Consider the following 21,032-nt stretch of genomic DNA (forward strand, 5'->3'; position numbering starts at 1 on the left):
GCTACTCCAGCGTCTCCGCCTTCTCCTCGGCCTTCCGCTCCTGGAAAGGCCAGTCCCCCGGCGCCTTCGCCCGCGTCCACCGCGGCCGCGTCGCGGTCCCGGCATGAAAACCGAACGACCCCTATGCGTACTACACATGCGGAGTCAAATCGATTGATCGACACGGTAATTCGCGAAAATAGAGGTATGCGAAACACGGGTTTGGTAACAGCGCTCGTGGCGGTCGCCATAGCTGTGGCGACCGACTGCGGTCATGCGGCTGGTCCGGACGGATCGGGGCCCGCTCCGGCGCCCGATATCGTCGCACAGAATCTGAAGGTGCCCTGGGGGGTGGCATTCCTGCCGGACGGGGCGGCGCTGGTGGCGCAGCGCGGGACCGGGGAGATCCTGCGCGTCGTCGCGGGATCGCCGCCGCAGCGGGTCCATCAGGTCTCCGGCGTGGTGGCGCGCGGCGAGGGCGGGTTGCTCGGGCTCGCTGTATCGCCGCAATATGCCCAGAACGGTTACGTCTACGCGTATTTCACCGCCGCCAACGACAATCGGATCGTCCGGTTCAAACTGGGCGGACAGGCCGAGGTGATCTTCTCCGGGCTGGCGAAGAATTCCATCCACAACGGCGGGCGGATCGCCTTCGGTCCCGACGGCATGCTGTACGTCGGAACCGGCGATGCGGGACAGTCGAATCGGGCGCAGGATCCGGCCAGCCCGAACGGCAAGATCCTGCGACTGACCCCCGAGGGGAAACCGGCCCCCGGCAACCCCAACCCGAACTCCCCCGTCTACACCCTCGGTCACCGCAATGTACAAGGGCTGGCATGGGATTCGGCCGGGCGGATGTACGCCACCGAATTCGGGCAGGACACCTACGACGAGGTCAATCGAATCGAGGCCGGACGCAACTACGGCTGGCCCGTCGTAGAGGGCAAGGGCGACACCCAGGGCGGCCGCTACACCAATCCGCTGATCACCTGGACCACCGACGAGGCCTCCCCCTCCGGTCTCGCGATCGCGGGAAACACCCTGTACGTCGCGGCCTTACGCGGTGAGCGGCTGTGGACGATTCCCGAGCGCGCCGACGGCACCCTCGGCACGCCGCAATCCCAGCTCGACACCTACGGCCGACTGCGCACGGTCGCGGTGGCCCCCGACGGCTCGCTGTGGGTGACGACCTCCAATACCGACGGGCGCGGGGAACCCCTGCGCAACGACGATCACATCTACCGCATCCCCGCGCGCTGAGTACGCGTAGTTTCGGCTTGCGTGTTCCGACCCGCGCGGCCCCTCGATTCGCCTAGCGTGATCATGATGAGTCGAGAGGGGTCGTGATGCGAGCCGGAATGCTGAGTGTTGCGGATCTGGTGCGGCAGGTCGACGCGGGAAAGCTGGATACGGTCCTGGTCGCCATGACCGATATGCAGGGGCGATTGCAGGGAAAGCGCTGTTCGGCACGGTACTTCGTCGACGAGGTGCTCGACCACGCCACCGAGGCGTGCGACTACCTGCTGGCCGTGGACGTGGAGATGACCACCGTCGACGGCTATGAGATGTCCTCGTGGAACACCGGTTACGGCGATTTCGTGCTGCGCCCCGACCTGACCACGCTGCGCTTGGTGCCGTGGCAGCCGGGCACCGCGCTGGTGCTGTGCGATGTGGAACAGGTGCAGCCGCAGGGCAAGCCGGTCGCGGCCTCGCCGCGCCAGGTGCTGCGCGCCCAGCTCGACCGGCTGGCCGAACACGGCCTGCGCGCCTACGTCGGCACCGAACTGGAATTCCTGGTCTTCGACGACACCTACGAGGCCGCCTTCCGCACCGGCTATCGCGATCTGACCCCCGCCAACCAGTACAACGTCGACTACTCCATACTCGGCACCGCCCGCATCGAACCGCTGCTGCGCCGCATCCGCAACGAAATGACCGGCGCCGGAATGTATGTCGAGTCGGCCAAGGGCGAATGCAATCCCGGCCAGCACGAGATCGCCTTCCGCTACGACGAGGCGCTGGTGACCTGCGACAACCACAGCATCTACAAGACCGGCGCCAAGGAGATCGCCGCCCAGGAGGGCCGTAGCCTCACCTTCATGGCGAAATACAATGAGCGCGAGGGCAATTCGTGCCACATCCACATCAGCCTGCGCGACGAGTCGGGCGCGGCGGTACTGGCCGGCGACGGGACCGGCGGGGAATCGGCGCTGATGCGGCACTTCATCGCCGGACAGCTCGACGCCCTGCGCGAACTCACCTACTTCCTCGCCCCGAATATCAACTCCTACAAGCGTTTCCAGGAGGGCAGCTTCGCACCCACCGCGGTGGCGTGGGGACGCGACAATCGCACCTGCGCGCTGCGGGTGGTCGGCCACGGGCCCTCGCTGCGGCTGGAGAACCGGGTGCCGGGCGGGGATGTGAATCCCTATCTCGCCGTGGCGGCCTCGATCGCGGCCGGACTGCACGGCATCGAGCACCGGCTGCCGCTGGAACCGGAATTCCAGGGCAATGCCTATCGCTCCCAGCGCCCACGGGTGCCGCGCACGCTGCGCGAGGCCGCCGGGCTGTTCGGTGAGAGCAAACTCGCCAGGGCGGCCTTCGGCGAGGAGGTGGTCCGGCACTACCGCAACGCGGCACAGGTCGAACTGGACGCCTACGACGCCGCGGTGACCGATTGGGAGCGGATCCGTGGCTTCGAACGACTCTGACCGGCGGCCTTTGATCGGCCTGCCCACCTACTCCGAACGCGCCCGCTTCGGCCACTGGGACGTCGATGCCGCGATCCTGCCGCGCACCTACGTCGATATGACCGAGCGCGCGGGCGGAATCCCGATACTGCTGCCGCCCGGCGCAACTGCGCGCCCGGAGCTCGTGGCACGGCTCGACGGCCTGATATTGACCGGGGGCGCGGATCTGGATCCGGCCCGCTACGACGCCACGCCGCATCCCGAGACCCGCAGCCGTCCCGATCGCGACGAGCTCGAATTCGGCCTGTTGGCACTCGCGCGCGAGGCCGGGCTGCCGGTGCTGGCGATCTGTCGCGGACTGCAATTGGTGAACGTCGCCCTCGGCGGCACCCTGCACCAACATCTTCCGGACGTCCTCGGCCACGCCGACCACTCCCGCACCCCGGGCGTCTTCGGCGTCACCACCGTGCGGACCACGCCCGACAGCCGGGTCGCCGCCATCGTGGGACCGGAGTTGAAGGCGCACTGCCACCACCATCAGGCCATCGATATCCTCGCCCCGGACCTCACCGCCGCCGCGCACGCCGCCGACGGAACGATCGAGGCGGTCGAGGCGCGCACCGGGCCGTTCCTGATCGGCGTGCAGTGGCATCCGGAGGAGAACAGCGCCGATCGGCGGCTCGTGCGAGCGTTGGTCGAGCAGGCGGCAGCATATGGAAGGGAGCGCAGTCGGTGACAATGACGGAGGTCGTCAACCCCGCGACCGAAAAGGTCGTGGCCACGGTCGAATCGGCCGATGAGGCCGCCGCGGACGCTGCCATCGAGCGCGCGCGGCGGGCGCTGCCGGGCTGGCGCGCGATCGCGCCGGGCGATCGGGCGCGACTGCTGCGCCGCTTCGCCGAGGCCGTCGACGCCGATCTCGAGCATCTCGCGGAGCTCGAGGTGCGCAATGCGGGGCACACCATCGGCAATGCCCGCTGGGAGGCGGGCAATGTCCGCGATGTGCTGCACTACAGCGCGGGACTGCCGGAGCGGCTGCTGGGCAATCAGATTCCCGTCGCGGGCGGTGTCGACATCACCTTCCACGAACCGCTCGGCGTCGTCGGCATCATCGTGCCGTGGAATTTCCCCATGCCGATCGCGGCCTGGGGCTTCGGGCCCGCACTCGCCGCCGGGAACACCGTGGTGCTCAAACCGGCCGAGCTGACCCCGCTGACGGCCCTCCGGCTGGGCGAGCTCGCGCTGCGGGCCGGCCTGCCCGAGGGCGTCTTCCAGGTGATCCCGGGCCGGGGTTCGGTGGTGGGCAATCGCTTCGTCACCCATCCGGCCGTGCGCAAGGTGGTGTTCACCGGTTCGACCGAGGTGGGCAAGCAGATCATGGCGGGCTGCGCCGAGCAGGTGAAGCGGGTCACCCTCGAATTGGGCGGTAAGAGCGCCAATATCGTCTTCGCCGACGCCGATGTCGAGCGGGCCGCCGCCACCGCGCCCTACGGGGTGTTCGACAACGCCGGACAGGACTGCTGCGCCCGCTCGCGAATCCTGGTGCAGCGCGGTATCTTCGATCGCTTCCTGGAACTGCTGGAACCGGCGGTGAAGGGCGTGCGGGTCGGCGATCCGGCCGCGGCCGAAACCGAGATGGGTCCGCTGATCTCGGCCGCCCATCGCGAGCGGGTCGCCGGATTCCTGGAACCCTCGACCAAGGTGGCGTTCACCGGCACCCGCCCGGACGGCCCGGGCTTCTGGTTCCCGCCGACGGTCGTGCTGCCCTCGGGTCCTGGCGACCGGGTGCTGACCGAGGAGGTGTTCGGCCCGGTGGTCGCGGTGCTGCCGTTCGAGGACGAGGCCGACGCCCTGCGCATCGCCAATGACACCGAATACGGTCTGTCCGGCTCGATCTGGACCTCCGATGTGGGCCGGGCGCTGCGGGTCGCGCGCGGGGTCGAGGCGGGGAACCTGTCGGTGAATTCGCATTCCTCCGTGCGGTATTGGACGCCGTTCGGGGGGTACAAGCAGTCCGGCCTCGGCCGCGAGCTCGGGCCCGACGCCGCCCGCGCCTTCACCGAGACCAAGAACGTATTCATCGCCACCGACTAGAAGGAGATGTGTTGCAGCGCTTACAGGATCGGGTCGCGGTGATCACCGGCGGCGGCAGCGGTATCGGGCTGGCCACCGCGCGGCGCTTCGCCCAGGAGGGCGCCAAGGTGGTCGTCGCCGATATCGACGCCACCTCCGGTGAGGCCGCGGCCGCCGAGGTCGGGGGGTTGTATGTGAAGGTCGACGTCACCGACGAGGAGCAGGTGCGGGCGATGTTCCAGGCGGCCGTCGACGCCTACGGCGGCCTCGACATCGCCTTCAACAACGCGGGAATCTCACCGCCGGAGGACGATTCGATCCGCACCACCGGAATCGACGCCTGGCGGCGCGTCCAGGAGGTGAATCTCACCTCTGTGTATCTGTGCAGTAAGTACGCGATCGAGCACATGCTGGTGCGCGGTAGGGGCTCGGTGATCAATACCGCGTCGTTCGTGGCCGTCATGGGGGCGGCGACCTCGCAGATCTCCTACACCGCCTCCAAGGGCGGCGTGCTGTCGATGAGCCGCGAGCTCGGAGTTCAGTTCGCGCGCGAGGGAATTCGCGTCAATGCCCTGTGCCCGGGACCGGTGAACACTCCCCTGCTGCAGGAACTGTTCGCCAAGGATCCCGAACGCGCGGCGCGGCGGCTGGTGCACATTCCGCTCGGCCGGTTCGCCGAACCGGAGGAGATCGCCGCCGCCGTGGCCTTCCTCGCCAGCGACGACTCCTCGTTCATCACCGCCTCACAGTTCCTGGTCGACGGTGGTATCTCCGGCGCGTACGTCACCCCTCTGTAGCGGCTCGTCGACGGTTCGCTTGGGTCCGGTGAACCAGCGCCGGGCCGAGGCGAACCACCAGATCGCGATCGCGCCCACCACCCCGACCAGGGTGATGGGTGCGTAATTCACCGCGTTCCAGGTGAATTCGCTGTTCCACGGATAGCCGCGATCGTCGGTGGGCAGGATGAACAGCAGGCTGATGCAGACGATCCAGATCAGCGCGACGATGCCGATCGGGCGATACCACGAGCCGAGCCGCCACGGACCGGTCCGGAACCTGCCGCCGTGCAGCTGGCGCAGCAGCACCGGAATGCCGTAGGCGATGTAGAGGCCGATGGTGGCGACCGAGGTGGCCGCCGCATAGGCGGTCGGGGCGTTCGCGGCGGGCACCAGCATCGACGGGATCAGCAGGATGAAGGCGAACAGCGAGATGAACAGCACCGCGCTCACCGGAACTCGGCGCGCCGACAGCTTCGACCACAGCGCCGAACCCGGCACCGCGCCGTCGCGAGCGAAGGCGAACAGCATGCGCGAGGCCGAGGTGACCGAGGCGTAGCCGCAGAACAGTTGCGCCACAGCGGCGATGATCAGAAGCAATCCGGACCAGAATGGGTTCAGCGAGTTCTCCAGAATGTAGATCACCGGATAGCCGCTGTTCTTCGCCGGATCCAGCGCGTCGTCGAGATTCGGAATCGCGAAGGTCACCGCCATGATCAGCAGATAGCCCGCGACCGCGGAGGCCACGATGGTGTTGATGATCCCCTTGGCCGCCATGCGCGCGGCATCGCGGGTCTCCTCCGACATATGCGCCGAGGCGTCGTAGCCGGTGAAGGTGTACTGCGCGTGCAGCAGCCCGAGCAGAAAGCTGAACGCGACGCCGCCGAAGCCGACCGCGCTGTTGTCCACAGTCTGGGTGAAGACGAAGCCGACGCTCTGATGATGGCGCGCACCGATTCCCAGCACCAGCACGAAGATCACCACGCCGCCGACATGCCACCAGGCGGAGATATTGTTGATCACCGCGGACAGATGCGGGCCGATGATGTTCAGCACCGCGTGCAGCACCAGAATCACCGCGAACACCAGAAATATGGCGGTGCGGTCGGTTCCGATATCAATGCCGATCACATTGAGCACCACGGTGGTGAAAATGGCCGCGCCGTAATCGATCGCGGCGGTCACCGCGATCTGACCGATCAGATTGAACCACCCGGTGAACCAGCCCCAGATCGGGCCGCCCAGCTCCGAGGCCCACCAGTACAGACCGCCGGAAGTCGGGTAGGCCGAGGCCAATTCGGCCATGGCCAGCCCCACGAACAGCACCATCACCGATACCAGCGGCCACCCCCACGCCATGGTGATCGGCCCGCCGTTGGCCAGTCCGATTCCGTAACTGGCCAGGCCACCGGTCAGAATCGACACGATGGTGAAACTGATGGCGAAATTGGAGAACCCGGACCAGGACCGGGCCAGTTCCTGTTTGTAGCCGAGCTCGGCGAGGCGGCGTTCGTCGTCGGAAGGGGGCGTTACGTCGTGCATAGATCAGTCTGAAATACGCCTCCGTCAATCGTCAGCACATCGGGGAAATCGGCTCACGCGGTGACGGCGATTTCCAGGAGCAGTGGTTCGCGCCGATCGGGCAGGGTCGGCAGCACCGCGTCGAAGACCGCGATCAGGCTCGGGTGATCGGTGATGCGTTCGACCGGACAGCCGAAGCCGTGCGCGATCGCGGCGACGCCGATCTCATCGAAGCCCGGCCAGGCGGGTTCGGGGGCCCCGGCGCGGGCCGAGAGCTGATCCATGATCCGGTAGCGCCCGTTGGCCAGCACGACGAACAGCGCGCCGACGCGGTAATGCACCGCGCTCCAGACGGATTGGACGCAATACAGCGCGGAACCATCGCCGACCACGGCCACGACCGGACGGGCCGGATCGGCCAGGCGCAGACCGATGGCCGTCGGCATGGCGAAGCCGAGCCCGCCCATGGCCGCACTGAGCAGGCCGAGGGGATGACGGGCGGGCAGCAGATCGTAGAGGGCCGCGCGGGCGGACGGTGCCTCCTCGAGCACGATGGTGTCGGCCGGGATCGCCGCGGCGAGGGCCGCGAAAACGTGCGCGGCGGCCAGCGGTTCGGCGGGCGGCGGTACGGGCGTGCGGTGTCGCTCGGCCGGTTCGGACCCGGTCCGGGCGGGGACCAACTTCGCCAACCGCGCCACGGTCCGGGCCGGATCGGCGAGGATCGCCAGGGCGGCCGGGCTGCGGTGGGCCTCGTCCGGATCGTCGGTGACGACGGCGAGCGTGGTCCCCGGGGCAACGAAAGGTCCCGGCTCGTAGGCGTATTGGCGGAATGCCGCCGCCCCGACCACGAGGACCAGATCGTGACCGGCCAGGGCGTCGCGCAGGGCCGCGCGTCCGGCGGGCAGATGGCCCGCGTAGCGGCGATGGTCCTGCGGGAATCCGGCGCGTGCGCCGAAGGGCTCCTGCCACACCGGACAGCCCAGGCATTCGGCCAGTTCGACCAGGGCCTGCCAGCCCTCCGCCGAATCATTGCCGGATCCGGCCACCACACACGGAGATTTTGCGGCATACAGCATTTCGGCCAGTTCGGCCGTCGCGTACTCCTCGACCCGCACGCCCGATCGCAGCCGCGCCGGGGCATTGGGCAGCCGCTCGGCATCGATCTCGGCGTGCCAATCGTCCATGGGCACCACCACGATCGCCGGGCCCCGGCCCGCGCGGGCCTCGTACCAGGCCCGGGCCAGTGCCTCCGGGACATCTTGGGCACGGTCGGGTTGATGCGACCAGACCGGATAGTCGCCCGCGAGGCCGTGCAGCCGTCCGGTCAGGAACGGTTCCGCGCTCAGATGCCGCCGGTCCTGCTGACCGACCAGCACCACCAGCGGCGCGCGATTGACCCGCGCGGTCGCCAGGGCGCCGACCGCATTGCCGAAACCCGCTGTGGTGTGCAGCAATACGAGTGCGGGCCGTTCGGTGCGCAGCGCGTGACCGGTGGCCATGCCGACCACGGCCGACTCGTGCAGGCCCAGCACGAAATTCAGATCCTCCGGCAGTCCGGCCAGGAAATCGACCTCGGTGGAGCCCGGATTGCCGAACAGCGTGCTCAGGCCGAATCGGCGCAACACCTCGTACGTCGCCTGTTTGACCGTGGGCATACCGTCACCTCCGTATCGTCGACATCGGATAGCGCGCCGGTTCTCGGCGCATGGTGATCCACCGGGTCTCGGTGAACGCCTCGGTATTCGCCGCGGCCCCGCCGAATCGGCTGCCGGTGCCCGACGCGCCGAGCCCGCCGAACGGCGCGACCGCCTCATCGCTGACCGTCTGGTCGTTGATGTGCACGATGCCGGTCGGGATCCGGTCGGCCAGTGCGAGTCCGCGGGCCGCGTCCGCGGTCACGATGCCCAGGCTCAATCCGTATTCACCGCCGGTGGCCAAGCGCACGGCCTCGTCGGTGGAGCCGAACGACAGTACGGGCGCGACCGGGCCGAACACCTCCTGCGCGTAGGCGGGCATGGTCGCGGTCACCTCGGCCAGGACGGTGGGGCGATAGAACAGATCGTGAAAACGCCCGCCCGCGAGCAGTTTCGCGCCCGCGTCGACCGTGGCCGTCACCAGGGCGTGGATCTTGTCGCGCTGCCCGGCATCGATCACCGGGCCCAGCGCGACCTCCGCGGTGGCCGGATCGCCCACGGGCAGCGCCTCCGCGGTGGCGGCCAGCCGCTCGAGGTAGTCCGCGATCAGACTCTCGTGCACCAGATGCCGACCCGTGGTCATACAGATCTGCCCCGAATGCAGAAAGGAGCCCCACGCCCCGAGTCCGACGGCCGCGTCGAGGTCGGCGTCCTCGAGGACGATCAGCGCCGAATTGCCGCCGAGCTCGAGATGGGCCCGCTTGAGATGCCGGGCGGCCAACTCCCCCACCCGGCGACCGGCCCCGGTCGAGCCGGTGAACGAGACCACCCGCACGGCCGGATCGACGACCAGGGCCTCGCCGACCTCGGCCCCGCCCGGTAGCACATGCAGTACACCCGCGGGCAGTCCGGCCGCCTCGAAGATCCGGGCCAGCGCCACGCCACCGCAGACCGCGGTGCGCGGATCCGGTTTGAGCACAACGGTATTGCCCAGCGCCAACGCGGGCGCGATCGAGCGGATCGCCAGCACCAGCGGATAGTTGTACGGCGCGATCACTCCCACGACCCCGGCCGGAACCCGGCGGGCCATGGACAGCCGGTCGTATTCGGTGGGCAGCAGGATGCCCGGCGGCGCGGAGGTCAGCGCGGCCGCCTCGTAGCATTCCTGTTCGGCCAGATCGATTTCCACGCCCGCCTTCGCCGGAATCGACCCCGCCTCCCGGATCAGCCAGTGCTGGATATCGGGGGCGTGCTCACGTATCAGATCGCCCGCTCGGCGCAGCACGGCGGCCCGCTCGTGGAAAGCCGCTGCGGCCCAATCATTCTGAGCCACACGCGCGGCGGCGGTGGCCCGGGCGATATCGGCGGGGCCCGCGAGGCCGATCCGGGCGAGTTCGGCGCCGGTGGCCGGTTCGACGACGGCCGCCGACGCGGCCCCGTCGCGCCACCGTTCGCTGAAGACGCGGCCGCTCCACGTCGCCGGGTCGAGCAGATCTGGTACAGGCGTCATGACGATCCTTCGATGAATTCGGTGGCCGGGCGGGGCACGATCGACATGGCCGCCGATCCGATGACCGCCACCGCGGCGAACAGATAGAAGCCCCAGGGATGGGCGGATCCGGCCACGATCAGCCAGCCGGTGATGGCGGGACCGAAGATGGCGCCCAGGCGGCCCACCGCGGAGGCGAATCCCAGTGCGGTGGCGCGGAATCGGACCGGATACGCCTGGGTGACATAGGCGTATACGAGCACCTGCGCCGAGAAGACGAAGACGCCGGTGATCAATACGACCGCATCGAGCAGCAGGGTGCTCGACACCTTGACGCTGAGCACGGCCAAAAGCAGCGCGGCCAGCCCGAACCAGACGATCACCACCGCCTTGGTGCCGCGTCGATCCGCCAACAGCCCCGCGCCGAGCAGGCCGATGATCGCGCCCACATTCAGCACCAGCAGCAGTGTGAGCGAGGTCGACATGCTGTATCCGGCGTCGCGCATGAGTTTGGGCAGCCAGGTGTTGAGCCCGTACACCAGCAGCAGACCCATGAACGAGGCGATCCAGACCCCCAGCGTCGCGCGCAGATACATCGGCTGCCACAGCGTCGGGCGCAGCGGTTCGGGCGTGGCCCGAGCCACCAGATACGCCCGCGATTCCGGCAGTTTCGCCCACATCAGCGGCAGCAGCAGCAATCCCGCCGCGCCGCCGAGATAGAACAGCGGCTGCCAGTGCGGGACGCTCCACAGCGCGGCGAGCGAGGTCAGCACCGCGCCGGTGTGATAGCCGGTCATCGTGACGGTACTGGCGAACGCCCGCCGCGACGGCGGCATATGTTCGGCCATGAAGGTCAGCGCGGTCGGCATACAGGCGCCGAGCCCGAGTCCGGCGAGGAATCGGAACGCGCCGAAAACCGCGGTGGAACCCGCGAGCGGGACGAGGGCGGTGCAGACCGAGAACAGCGCGACCGAACCCAACAGCAGCGCGCGCCTGCCGAATCGGTCGGCCAGCGGTCCGACCAGCACCGCGCCGACGGCGACGCCGACCAGTGAGATCGTGGCCGCGAAAGTGGCCGCGGCGGCGGTGAATCCGATGTGATGATGTTCGATCAGGGTGGGTATCACCGCACCGAGAACGACCAGGTCGTAGCCCTCGAGCAGGACGGTGAGCCAGCACAGTGCGGCGGGCCAGGACAGCAGTTTGCTCATGACGGATTCTCGGGAGGTTCGGACAGCACCTCGTCGGCGATCGCGAAGGCCGCGTTGGCGCGCGGAACTCCGGCGTAAACGCCTGTGTGGAGCAGTATTTCGGCGATTTCGGTGGCTGTGAGGCCATTGCGCAGCGCGCCGCGCACATGCATGGCGATCTCCTCGCGACAGCCCAGCGCGGTCAGGACGGCCAGGGTGATCGCGCTGCGGGTGCGGCGGTCCAGACCGGCGCGGGTCCAGATCGCGCCCCAGGCGGCGGTGGTGATGTATTCCTGGAAGGGACGGGTGAATTCGGTGGTTCGGGCCTCGGCGCGAGCGACGTGTTCATCGCCGAGTACGGCGCGGCGCACGGCCATGGCGGCGTCGCGATCGTCGCTCATACCGCTCCTCTCAGATGGTCGATGATCAGATCCGGCAATCGAGCGGACTGTTCCAAGACGGCCAGATGCGCTGCCCTGTCCAGTATTTCGAAATGTGCGCCGGGAATGGCGGCGGCGACGCGACGGCCGCGCTCGGGCGGCAGCGCGCCGTCCCGCGTGGCGGAGACGACCAGCGTGGGCGCGGGGATATCGGCCAGGGTGTAGGGACCGGGCGGGACGGGTGAGCCGTCGTGGCCGCGCAGATCGTGGCGCACCACGCGGAATCCATTGTCGGCGAGCAGAACCGGGACCCCGTCGGCGGGGCCGTCGACCCGACGGTAGATCTCGACCGGCTCAGACATCGAAGAACACCGTCTCGCCATCGCCCTGCAGCCGCACGGTGAACCGATAGCCGCCCGGTGCGAGCGCCGCCACCAGGGTCGAACGCCGGTGCTCCGGAACGAGATTCAGCACCGGATCGGTTCGGTGCAGCGCGGTGTGTTCCGGGAAGTAGATCCGCGTCACCACCCGATGCAGCAGGCCGCGCGCGAAGATCGACACGTTCACATGCGGGGCCTGCGGCCGCCCGTCCGCGGCGGGGACGACGCCGGGAACCACGGTGTGGACGGCGAATTCGCCGAGATGGGTATCGCTGCGGCCGAATCCGCGCCATTCACGCACCGCGTCGCGCGAATCGTCCGGATGGTCGAACAGCCCGTCCGGATCGGCCTGCCAGGTCTCGACGAGGGCGTCGTGGATCGGTTCACCCGCACCGTCGAGCACCGCGCCCCGGATCCAGCAGGCGTCCGGTGTACCGGTCGGGACCACGAAGGGGCCGTCCTCCCAACGCAATCCGATATGCAGGAAGGGGCCGACGGTCTGCGACGGCGTACTGGGCAGGGCTTCAGTCATCGTGCGGATCCTCGAACGGGGTGGCGTGGCGGCCGCGCAGCACAATGTCGAATTCGAAGGCCAGCGCCCATTCGGGCCGGGTGCGCGCGAGGCTGAAACGTGAGATCAGCCGGGGCCGAGCGGATTCGGGCACCGAGTTGAAGATCGGATCCTGCGCGAACAGCGGATCGTCGGGGAAATACATCTGGGTGACCAGTCGCTGGGTGAAGGCGCGGCCGAAGACCGAGAAGTGGATATGCGCCGGACGCCAGGCATTGTGGTGATTGCGCCACGGATACGCGCCCGGTTTGACGGTGACGAATTCGTAGCGGCCCTGCCGGTCGGTGACCGTGCGGCCCACCCCGTCGAAATTCGGATCCAGCGGCGCGGCCCAGCGGTCGCCGACATGCCGATAGCGTCCGGCGGCATTGGCCTGCCAGATCTCGATGAGCGAATCCGGAATCGGCCGCCCGTCCCCGTCGATCAGCCTGCCGAACACCACAATTCGCTGGCCCATCGGCTCCTCGCGATGCTGGAAGGTCAGATCGTGATCGCCCGGCCGGACGCGGTCGCGCCCGAGCAGGGGTCCGGTGATCTCGGTGAGCGATTGCGGCAGCGGACGCAGCGACTGTCTCGGATGCCGCAGCGCGGTGGATCGGTAGTCCGGCGAATCCGGCGACGGATGCGTATCGGCCGGATCGAGACGATAGCCCGGCAGGTCAGCCATGGCGCACTCCTTCGATCGGTAGTCCGGCATAGTTCTGCGCGAGTTCGGTTGCCGCGGCGGGTGATCGCACCACCCGCCGCAGCTGGGCCAGTTGCAGGCGGGCGTCGAAATCGTCGCCGAGGCGATGCAGCATGGTGGTCATCCACCACGAGAAGTGGGTGCAGCGCCAGACCCGACGCAGCGCGGTCTCCGAATACGCCGCCGCCGGGCGGGTGTCACCGTCGCGCAGCCAGGCGGCGATGGCCTCGAACAGCAGGGCCACATCGGCGACCGCGAGATTGAGCCCCTTGGCCCCGGTCGGCGGGACGATATGCGCGGCGTCACCGGCGAGGAACAGTCGACCGTGGCGCATCGGGGCGGTGACGAAACTGCGCATGGGCAGTACGGATCGGTCGAGGATGGGTCCGGTCCGCAGTTCCCAGCCCGGCAGGGCGAATCGGGTGACCAGGGCCGACCAGATGCGGTCGTCGCTCCACCGGGCGATCTCCGCCTGTCGCGGTACCTGGAGATAGAACCGGCTCACGGTGTGCGAGCGCATGCTGTGCAGGGCGAAACCGTCCGGATGCCAGGCGTAGATCAGTTCGTCGGACGACGGCGGCGCCTGCGCGAGTACGCCCAGCCACGCGAAAGGGTATGCGCGCTCCCAGGTTTCACGCAGCGATGACGAAATCGCCTGCTTACTCGGCCCGTGGAAGCCGTCGCATCCGGCCACGATCTCGGCGTCGATCCGCTGTGCGCGGCCCGCCGAATCCACGAAGGTGACGGCGGGCCGTTCGGTGTCCACATCGTGTGGTGTCACCTCGGTGGCCCCGTAGAACACGGGCTGTCCCGCAGCGGCGCGAGCGGCCATCAGATCCGCGGTCAGCTCGGTCTGCCCGTAGATCCACACCGAGCGTCCGGCCAGATCCACGAAATCCAGGTGATGGCGTTCACCGGGCCACTGCAGATAGATGCCGCGATGCTCGATCCCGTTGCGCAGCAGCCGATCTGCCACGCCCGCCCGCGTCAGCAATTCGACCGTGGACGATTCCAGCATCCCCGCGCGGATGCGGGACCGCACATGGTCGGCGGTCTGGCGTTCGATCAGGACCGACTCGATTCCCGCCGAGCCCAGTAGCTGCGACAACAGCAGTCCGGCCGGGCCCGCACCGATGATCACGACCCGGGTTCGCATGGGGGACAGCATGTCCCCGCTGTGACCCGCATCACTACGGATCTTTCATTGAATGAGAGGGTTTCGCAATTTCAGCCCGGCGTGACGGGCGCGCCGAGTGCGCGTGAGATGCCGTGTGCGGTCGCCTGCACCGCGGGGATATAGGTGCGCGCCGCACCGCCGTTGGGCACGATCAGCGCCAGCGCGGCCACGGTGTGCCCGCCCGCGCCGCGCACGGGGGCCGCGATCGAGGTGGTGGTCTTGTCGATATGCCCTACCAGACAGACGAATTCGGCCCGGCGCACCGCATCGAGCAAGGCGCGCAATGCTTTCGGCTCGGTGACGGTATTGGGGGTGAACGCGGGCAGTGGTCCGGCGAGGACCGACTCCTGCAGGTTCGCCGGGCTGTCGGCGAGCAGCACCACACCGGCCGAGGAGGCGTGCAGCGGAAGCCGCCCGGCCAGTCGGCTCAGATTGCGGACCGCGCCGGGCGCGGACAGTCGCTCGATGTAGAGGACCTCGTGGCCTTGACGCACCCCCAACTGCACATGATTGCCCACCACCGCGTGCAGATCCTGCATGAACGGCATGGCCGCCTCGCGCAGCCCGAGCGTCGGGGAGGCCCGCGACACCAGCTCCCACACCCGCATGCCGATCCGGACCCGCCCGCTGCCGTCGCGGCGCAGCCAGCCGTAGCCGACCAGTTCGGTCACCAGCCGCGAGGTGGTCGCCAGCGGGATTCCGGTGCGCCGGGCCAGCTCGGATACCGACACCGCCGGGGTATCGGCATCGAACGCCTCGAAGATCCGCACCGCGCGCGAGAGTACGGATTCACCACTGCTGGACCGGGCCATGGGACTGTTTCTAGTCGCAGGACCAGGTTCTCGCCTACCCTCGCGTCGGAATCGGATCGGATGCGGCGGATTCGGCCTCGGACAGGCCGATGCGGCGGTGCAGGGCCGCGAGCGGACCGGGACACCACCAGTTGGCCGTCCCCATCAATCGCATGGCCGCGGGCACCAGCAGCGACCGGATGACGGTGGCGTCGCTGAGCACAGCCAGCGCCAGGCCCAGGCCGAACATCTGCATGAACGAGGCGTGCGAGGTGGTGACCGCCAGGAAGATGATGGCCATCAGCCCGGCGGCCGCGGTGAAGATACGCCCGGTACGGGCCAGGCCCATGGCCACGGCATGGGTGTTGGCGGCCGGACCGCGATCGGAATCGAGCCACTGCTCGCGAATGCGGGCCAGCAGGAATACCTCGTAGTCCATCGACAAGCCGAAGGCCAGACAGAACATCAGCACCGGCATCCCCGCGGCGCTGAGCATGCCGGTCGGGGTGAAACCGAACAGCCCGGCCAGATGGCCCTGCTGGAAGATCCACACGGTCGCGCCGAAGGAGGCCGACAACGACAGCAGATTCAGTACCAGCGCCTTCAGCGGCAGCACCACCGAACCGGTGAAAAGGAACAGCAGGACGAACGAGGTCAGCGCCACAATGGCCAGCACCAGCGGCAATCGCGCGTAGAGCGCGTCGAAGCCGTCCTTGTTCAGCACGGCATTACCCGCGAACACCGTGGAGCCGGGCGCGGGCACCGCACGCAACGCGGTGAGCTGATCGGCACCGGCCTTCGCGTACGGGTCGACGGTGGTGTGCACGGCCAGATAGGTGCCCGCATCGGTCGACATGCCCGGCCGGGCATCGGCGATGCGCTGTCCGCCGCGGAAGACGCCGTCGGCGGATTCGACATTCGCCACCCCGCCCACCCCCGACAGCGCCGCGGCGTATCCGGCGACCGGCCCGTGATAGTCCGGAAGGGCCACGGCCACACCGGAACCGAGGTCCAGATCGAATTCGCGGTGCACGATATCGCCGACCTGGCGGCTCTGCGAACTCTCCGACATCGCCCGATAGTCCGGATAGGCCAGCGTGACCGACAGGAACGGCGAACCGAGCAGCAGCAGCGCCGCGACGGTTCCCACTGTCACCGCGATCGGCCGCGTCATGACCCCCGCGGCCCAGCGATACCAGCCCGATTCGGCGGGGGCGACCGGACGGACCGGACCGCGGCGCAGCAGCCGCCGCAGCGGTTCGCGCAGATCCAGCGCATTGACCTTGTCGCCCAACAGGATCAGGCAGGCGGGCAGGATGGCGACCGCGGCGAAGGCGGCGGTCGCGACGACCGGCAATCCCGCGTAGGCGAACGAGCGCAGGAAATACGCGGGGAAGATGACCAGCGCGCCGAGCCCGAGCGCGACGGTCGCCGCGGAGAACAGCACGGTCCGTCCCGCGGTCCGCACGGTGCGGATCGTCGCGGCGCGGTGATCGAGTCCGGCGTCGATCTCCTCGCGATATCGCGAGACCATCAGCAGGCTGTAGTCGATGGCCAGGGCCAGACCGAGCACCGTGGTCATATTCAGCGCGAAGATCGACACATCGGTGAACTTGGTGACCGCCTCCAGAATCCCGAGGGTCGTGACGATCGAGAACAGCCCGATCACCAGCGGCAGCGCCGCCGCGACAAGACTGCCGAACACCAGGATCAGCACCAGGAAGGTCAGCGGCAGGGCGACGCCCTCGGCCAGGGCCAGATCCTTCGCGGCCCCGGTATTGGTGTCGTAGGTCTCCCCCGCGAATCCGCCCACCCGCACAGTCACCGCGCCCGAGGTGGTCGAGACCGCCCGCTGAATCTCCCCGGCCGCCTTCATACTCACTGTGTCCTCACCGGCCAGATCGGCCAGGATCAGCCCGTCGGTCCCCGAGCGCCCGCGCAGCGCCGCCGCACCCGGATCCAAGAACGACTGCACGCTGCGGACATCGGTGCGCTCGCGCAGCCGATCCAACACCCCGCGCGCCGCCGCGACCGCGGCCGGACTGTCCACGCCCGCGGGCGATTCGACCGTGATCACCAGATTCGGGCTCGCGCCCGGGAATCCGTCGTGAACGGTACGCGCCGCGGATTCGGTTGCGGGCGGGGCGAATCCGCCGATCTTCAGATCCGATTGCAGATCCTTGCCGAACAGACCGCACAGCAGCATGAGCAGCAGGCTTGCGGCGAGGACCACCCGCGGCCGGGCGGTGGTGAGGCGAGCCAGGGTGGTCAGCATCGGACTCTCAGTGGTGGTCGGACAGGAATCGCAGGATGTGGCCGAATACGTCCAGGGCGGCTCCGCGCCCGATGAACGTGTCGAGATGCCCGTATCCGGGGACCTCGGCATAGCTCACGTCCAGTTGCGGGTGCCGGGTGGTGAGCACCTCGTGACACAGCTTGTTCGAGTCGTGCCAGAACCTGTTCTCGCTGCCCGACAGCAGCAGCACCGGGCAGTCGATGCGATCGGCGTGGTCGAGTGCGTTCTCCGGCAGCGCGCGGTAGCGATCGTCGCCGTCGTTCCAGCGAAGCATGCTGTGCGCCAACTCGACTCGGCGCAGATGCGGCAGGATCCACAGCGGCGCGGGACCCAGCAGTTCGGGCAGCCGGTTGTGGGTGCGCGGATCGAGGTTGTCGTGGTTGTACAGCGCCCCGCCCAGGCCCCAGGAGTTCTGCAGCAGTCGGCAGGTGGGGTCCGGGCAGTTGCCGCGGCGGCCGGTGAGCGCGAAGATCGGCGTGTAGCGCGACCACATGCCGACCTGACGGAAGTCGGTGGGCAGGTGATCGATACGCGAGCGCATGAGTTCGGTGCCGACCGACATGCGCAGTCGCGCACCGCCGCTCATCTTGGGGGTCAGGAACACCCCCTGCGCCACCACCCCGGCCAGGCCGGGCACCAGGCCCGCGGCCAGACTCATCGACAGCGACAGCGCGCCGATGCAGTGCGCGACCACGAACAGCGGCCGGTCCCCGATCCGGGAGCGGATGTGCGCGACCGCCTCCGGGATGTCGTAGAGCGCGACATCGTCATAGGTGAATCGACTTCCGTTGTGGTTGTACGGAAGTCGGCAGCTGCCTCGCCAATCCAGCAGCCACGGTTCATATCCCGCGTCGACCAGGGTGTCGGACAGGTTGCGGGTCTCCGGCAGCCGGAACATATCCGAGGAGGCGGTGTGCCCGTGCAGCAACAGCACCGCGGGCCGATCCTCGACCGGGCGCGCGCCAGTGGTGACCCGGCGCAGGGTCAGCTGCGTGCCGTCGCCGACGCGCAGGGAGATGTCCTCGATACCCGGATCGCCGTAGCGGGCGGGCAGGGGCAGTACGGGTGTCAACGCAGCTCCTTGGTGATGGCGTCGCGGCCCAGATCCAGCAGTTCGGCGCCGGCCCGCAGCAGTGGCTGGGCGAGTCCGCGCCCGACCTGGGAACCGAACCAGGCCAGCCAGACCAGCTTGGCGGTGCGGCGTTCGCGATCGGACAGTCGCGGATCGGTGTGGATGCCGTCGATCTGGTCGCGCACATAGCTGTCCGCGGGGACCACGACCTCGCCGATCAGTCGGGCGGGCTCGTCCGCGCGGCCGATCCGCACGCTCAGCGCCCGGGCCTGCCGCCACAGATCGCGGCGGGCGCGGGCGATCTTCTCACCCTCGAGCCACCAGACGCCGCCGTCGACATCGCGCAGTTGCAGGCGGTAGCGCAGCAGCGGATGCCGCAGGCCGCTCAGCGCGACGCCCTCCTGCGGGCGCACCCACACGTCACCGCGCTCGACCTTCAGCGGTTCGGGATGTACCGCCGCGCAGCGCAATTCGCCGGTGACGTCCACGCGCCGCTCGGTGACCAGCTGGTACATGCTCGCGATGGACAGCGTCAGCGACAGCGTGCAGGGATGTTCGCTGTGCTCCTTGCCCGCGGTGCCCTCGCCCGCGGCGACGACCGTGCCCTCCATGAGTTCGGGGAACCACAGATAGGGATCGTCCTCGCGCTGCGGCAGGCGGGCCACGCCGAGTTCGGCCAGTCGCTCGAAGGTCTTCTGCTGGGCGCGCGCGTCGTAGCGCGTCGCGGGCGGCAGACCGTGTTTCGCGACGAAGGCGCGGGTGCGTTCCCCGGTCGCGGCGGGCGCGGTCATCGACGCCTCGCAGAGTTGTTGCGCGGTAGGGCTTTCCAGCATGCGCGCCAGGAACTCGAGTTCGGTGATGCCGTCGCGGCGGATGCGGGCCAGGGTGTCGGCGCGCCACTCCCGCCAATCCTGCACCCGCACATTCATACCGCCGAGCGACATGTCCCGGCGCACATCGTCGAGGGTGCTCGGAATGCCGGTGAGGTGGTAGTTGTAACCCCAGGCCGAGGGATCGGCGACGATCGATGTGGCGATGCGGCTGACCCAATCCACCGGGGCGACATTGAGATACCGGAACGCGGGCATGGTCCGGAACCGGGAGAACGCGGCCAGGAAGGCGCTGCTCAGATCGTGCGGATTGTGCGCGCCGGTGTGGACGTTGCCGCCGATGCCCGCCGGGCGCAGGAAGGTCACCACGAGGCCGTGTTCGCGGGCGCGACGCAGCAGCGCCTCGGCGGCCCACTTGGATTTGTCGTAACCCGCGCCGAGCCGGTCGAGGTGGGCGACCGGATCGTCCTCGCCCATCGAGGGCGCGTTCACCTCGTTGTACACCGCGACCGACGAGATATGGTGCAGCGGTTTGATTGTGCCGGTCATGGCGAGTTCGGCCAGGGTCAGCGGGCCGAGGACATTGGTGCGCCGCAGCGACGGGTAACCGCGCAGAAAGTCCACGGCGGCGGCGACATTGACAATGGCGTCGATCTCGGCGGCCAGTACTCCCCACCACTCGTCGGACAGCCCCAGCCGGGGTTGGCGCACATCACCGGCCAGCACCGTGATCCGCCGCTCGATCTCCGGCGACCACGGCAGCTGGAAACTCTCGAGGGCCCGGCCCAGGCGCTGCACCGCGGCCGCGTCGTCGTCGGCGCGGACCACACAGACCACGTGGGCGTCGCTGGTGCGCAACAGATCCAGCAGCATATGGCTGCCGAGGAAGCCGGTGGCCCCGGTCAGCAGCACTCGCCGCGGCGCGGCCGGTTCCGGCGGTCCGACCCACGGCAGCCGGTCCGCGCCCGAGACATCGGCCATCACCTGCGCGATGTCCTCGTCGGGCATCGCGATCGCCGCCTCGGCCACCGGAACCGGAAGCGCCTCAGTCGCGGGGGTTCGCGTCACCGGGGCGTCGCCGCGGGCGGCCAGCCAGCGCTGCGCGAGGCGGCGCGGGCGGGCGTCGGCGAAGATGTCGTCGAGGCTCAGATCGATGCCGTGATCGCGAATCAGCGTGGCCACCAACTCGACCGCGGCGACCGAGGTCGCACCGCCGTCGAAGAAGTCGGTATCCGCGTCGATCGGCGTGGCCAGCAGCCGGTTGGCCACCGTGGTAATGGTCGCGGCGATCTGCTCGGCATCGCCCGGCGCGCTGTCCGCGGCGGTGGCGGGCCGCTGATCGGTCGCGGCGCCGGAGACTCCGGCCAGTAGGGCGGCCACATCGAGTCCGGCGCTGCCGCCGCGTTCGATCGCCTCGGCACGTGCCCGGCGATCGTCGCCGAGCGGAATCGGTTCTCGGTCAAGCATTGTCATGATCGGTGCTCCTGCTTCGTCACTT

The 21,032-nt window shown here is 68.9% G+C and carries 18 protein-coding genes; 5 read left to right on the forward strand and 13 right to left on the reverse strand.

Translation table 11 applies throughout. The annotated features are described in order from the left end of the window. Positions 1-186 precede the first annotated feature (186 nt). From NP4_RS30485 to NP4_RS30505, 5 genes are all read left to right on the forward strand, one after another. Positions 187-1,239, forward strand: coding sequence for a PQQ-dependent sugar dehydrogenase (locus tag NP4_RS30485; RefSeq protein ID WP_068005350.1), 1,053 nt, complete (start codon positions 187-189; stop codon positions 1,237-1,239). A 98-nt stretch (positions 1,240-1,337) separates the two neighbouring features. Then, positions 1,338-2,690 carry a glutamine synthetase family protein gene (locus tag NP4_RS30490; protein WP_068005352.1) on the forward strand — a complete coding sequence of 451 codons (1,353 nt, stop codon included), beginning with the start codon at positions 1,338-1,340 and terminating at the stop codon, positions 2,688-2,690. Further along, entirely contained in the window at positions 2,671-3,405 is a 735-nt protein-coding gene (locus tag NP4_RS30495; protein WP_068005353.1) for a gamma-glutamyl-gamma-aminobutyrate hydrolase family protein, read from the forward strand. Before NP4_RS30490 ends, NP4_RS30495 begins: the two co-directional genes overlap by 20 nt. Then, positions 3,402-4,763, forward strand: coding sequence for an aldehyde dehydrogenase family protein (locus tag NP4_RS30500; RefSeq protein ID WP_082876354.1), 1,362 nt, complete (start codon positions 3,402-3,404; stop codon positions 4,761-4,763). Before NP4_RS30495 ends, NP4_RS30500 begins: the two co-directional genes overlap by 4 nt. Beyond that, on the forward strand, positions 4,745-5,539 hold the full coding sequence (locus NP4_RS30505; protein ID WP_245998762.1) for a 3-oxoacyl-ACP reductase: 795 nt from the start codon (positions 4,745-4,747) through the stop codon (positions 5,537-5,539). The genes NP4_RS30500 and NP4_RS30505 overlap by 19 nt, the downstream gene beginning before the upstream one ends. Here NP4_RS30505 and NP4_RS30510 read toward each other — a convergent pair. The 13 genes from NP4_RS30510 to NP4_RS30570 form a co-directional block, all read right to left on the reverse strand. Then, positions 5,486-7,060: an amino acid permease gene (locus tag NP4_RS30510; protein ID WP_068005356.1), complete on the reverse strand. Its 1,575-nt coding sequence runs from the start codon at positions 7,058-7,060 to the stop codon at positions 5,486-5,488. The genes NP4_RS30505 and NP4_RS30510 overlap by 54 nt on opposite strands. A gap of 53 nt (positions 7,061-7,113) precedes the next feature. Next, positions 7,114-8,694: a thiamine pyrophosphate-binding protein gene (locus NP4_RS30515; RefSeq protein ID WP_068005359.1), complete on the reverse strand. Its 1,581-nt coding sequence runs from the start codon at positions 8,692-8,694 to the stop codon at positions 7,114-7,116. A 4-nt stretch (positions 8,695-8,698) separates the two neighbouring features. After that, entirely contained in the window at positions 8,699-10,183 is a 1,485-nt protein-coding gene (locus NP4_RS30520; protein WP_068005361.1) for a benzaldehyde dehydrogenase, read from the reverse strand. After that, on the reverse strand, positions 10,180-11,373 hold the full coding sequence (locus NP4_RS30525; RefSeq protein ID WP_068005363.1) for an MFS transporter: 1,194 nt from the start codon (positions 11,371-11,373) through the stop codon (positions 10,180-10,182). Before NP4_RS30525 ends, NP4_RS30520 begins: the two co-directional genes overlap by 4 nt. After that, positions 11,370-11,753, reverse strand: coding sequence for a 4-carboxymuconolactone decarboxylase (gene pcaC, locus NP4_RS30530; RefSeq protein ID WP_068005365.1), 384 nt, complete (start codon positions 11,751-11,753; stop codon positions 11,370-11,372). The genes NP4_RS30525 and pcaC overlap by 4 nt, the downstream gene beginning before the upstream one ends. Next, positions 11,750-12,094, reverse strand: a complete 345-nt coding sequence (locus NP4_RS30535; RefSeq protein ID WP_068005367.1) for an alpha/beta hydrolase — start codon at positions 12,092-12,094, stop codon at positions 11,750-11,752. The genes pcaC and NP4_RS30535 overlap by 4 nt, the downstream gene beginning before the upstream one ends. Beyond that, positions 12,087-12,644 carry a protocatechuate 3,4-dioxygenase subunit alpha gene (gene pcaG, locus NP4_RS30540; protein ID WP_068005371.1) on the reverse strand — a complete coding sequence of 186 codons (558 nt, stop codon included), beginning with the start codon at positions 12,642-12,644 and terminating at the stop codon, positions 12,087-12,089. Before pcaG ends, NP4_RS30535 begins: the two co-directional genes overlap by 8 nt. Continuing rightward, complete coding sequence (gene pcaH, locus NP4_RS30545) at positions 12,637-13,350, reverse strand: protocatechuate 3,4-dioxygenase subunit beta (protein WP_068005373.1); 714 nt, start codon at positions 13,348-13,350, stop codon at positions 12,637-12,639. The genes pcaG and pcaH overlap by 8 nt, the downstream gene beginning before the upstream one ends. Further along, positions 13,343-14,524: a 4-hydroxybenzoate 3-monooxygenase gene (locus NP4_RS30550; RefSeq protein ID WP_068005483.1), complete on the reverse strand. Its 1,182-nt coding sequence runs from the start codon at positions 14,522-14,524 to the stop codon at positions 13,343-13,345. Before NP4_RS30550 ends, pcaH begins: the two co-directional genes overlap by 8 nt. 71 nt (positions 14,525-14,595) lie before the next feature. Then, a complete protein-coding gene (locus tag NP4_RS30555; protein ID WP_068005375.1) occupies positions 14,596-15,357 on the reverse strand; it encodes an IclR family transcriptional regulator in 762 nt (253 codons plus the stop codon). A 34-nt stretch (positions 15,358-15,391) separates the two neighbouring features. Then, positions 15,392-17,611 carry an MMPL family transporter gene (locus NP4_RS30560; RefSeq protein ID WP_068005378.1) on the reverse strand — a complete coding sequence of 740 codons (2,220 nt, stop codon included), beginning with the start codon at positions 17,609-17,611 and terminating at the stop codon, positions 15,392-15,394. Between the two features lie 7 nt (positions 17,612-17,618). Next, positions 17,619-18,704: an alpha/beta hydrolase gene (locus NP4_RS30565; RefSeq protein WP_068005380.1), complete on the reverse strand. Its 1,086-nt coding sequence runs from the start codon at positions 18,702-18,704 to the stop codon at positions 17,619-17,621. Then, positions 18,701-21,007: a thioester reductase domain-containing protein gene (locus NP4_RS30570; protein WP_245998761.1), complete on the reverse strand. Its 2,307-nt coding sequence runs from the start codon at positions 21,005-21,007 to the stop codon at positions 18,701-18,703. Before NP4_RS30570 ends, NP4_RS30565 begins: the two co-directional genes overlap by 4 nt. Positions 21,008-21,032: the final 25 nt, after the last annotated feature.

Source organism: Nocardia pseudobrasiliensis NBRC 108224 (assembly GCF_001613105.1).
Taxonomy (GTDB): domain Bacteria; phylum Actinomycetota; class Actinomycetes; order Mycobacteriales; family Mycobacteriaceae; genus Nocardia; species Nocardia pseudobrasiliensis.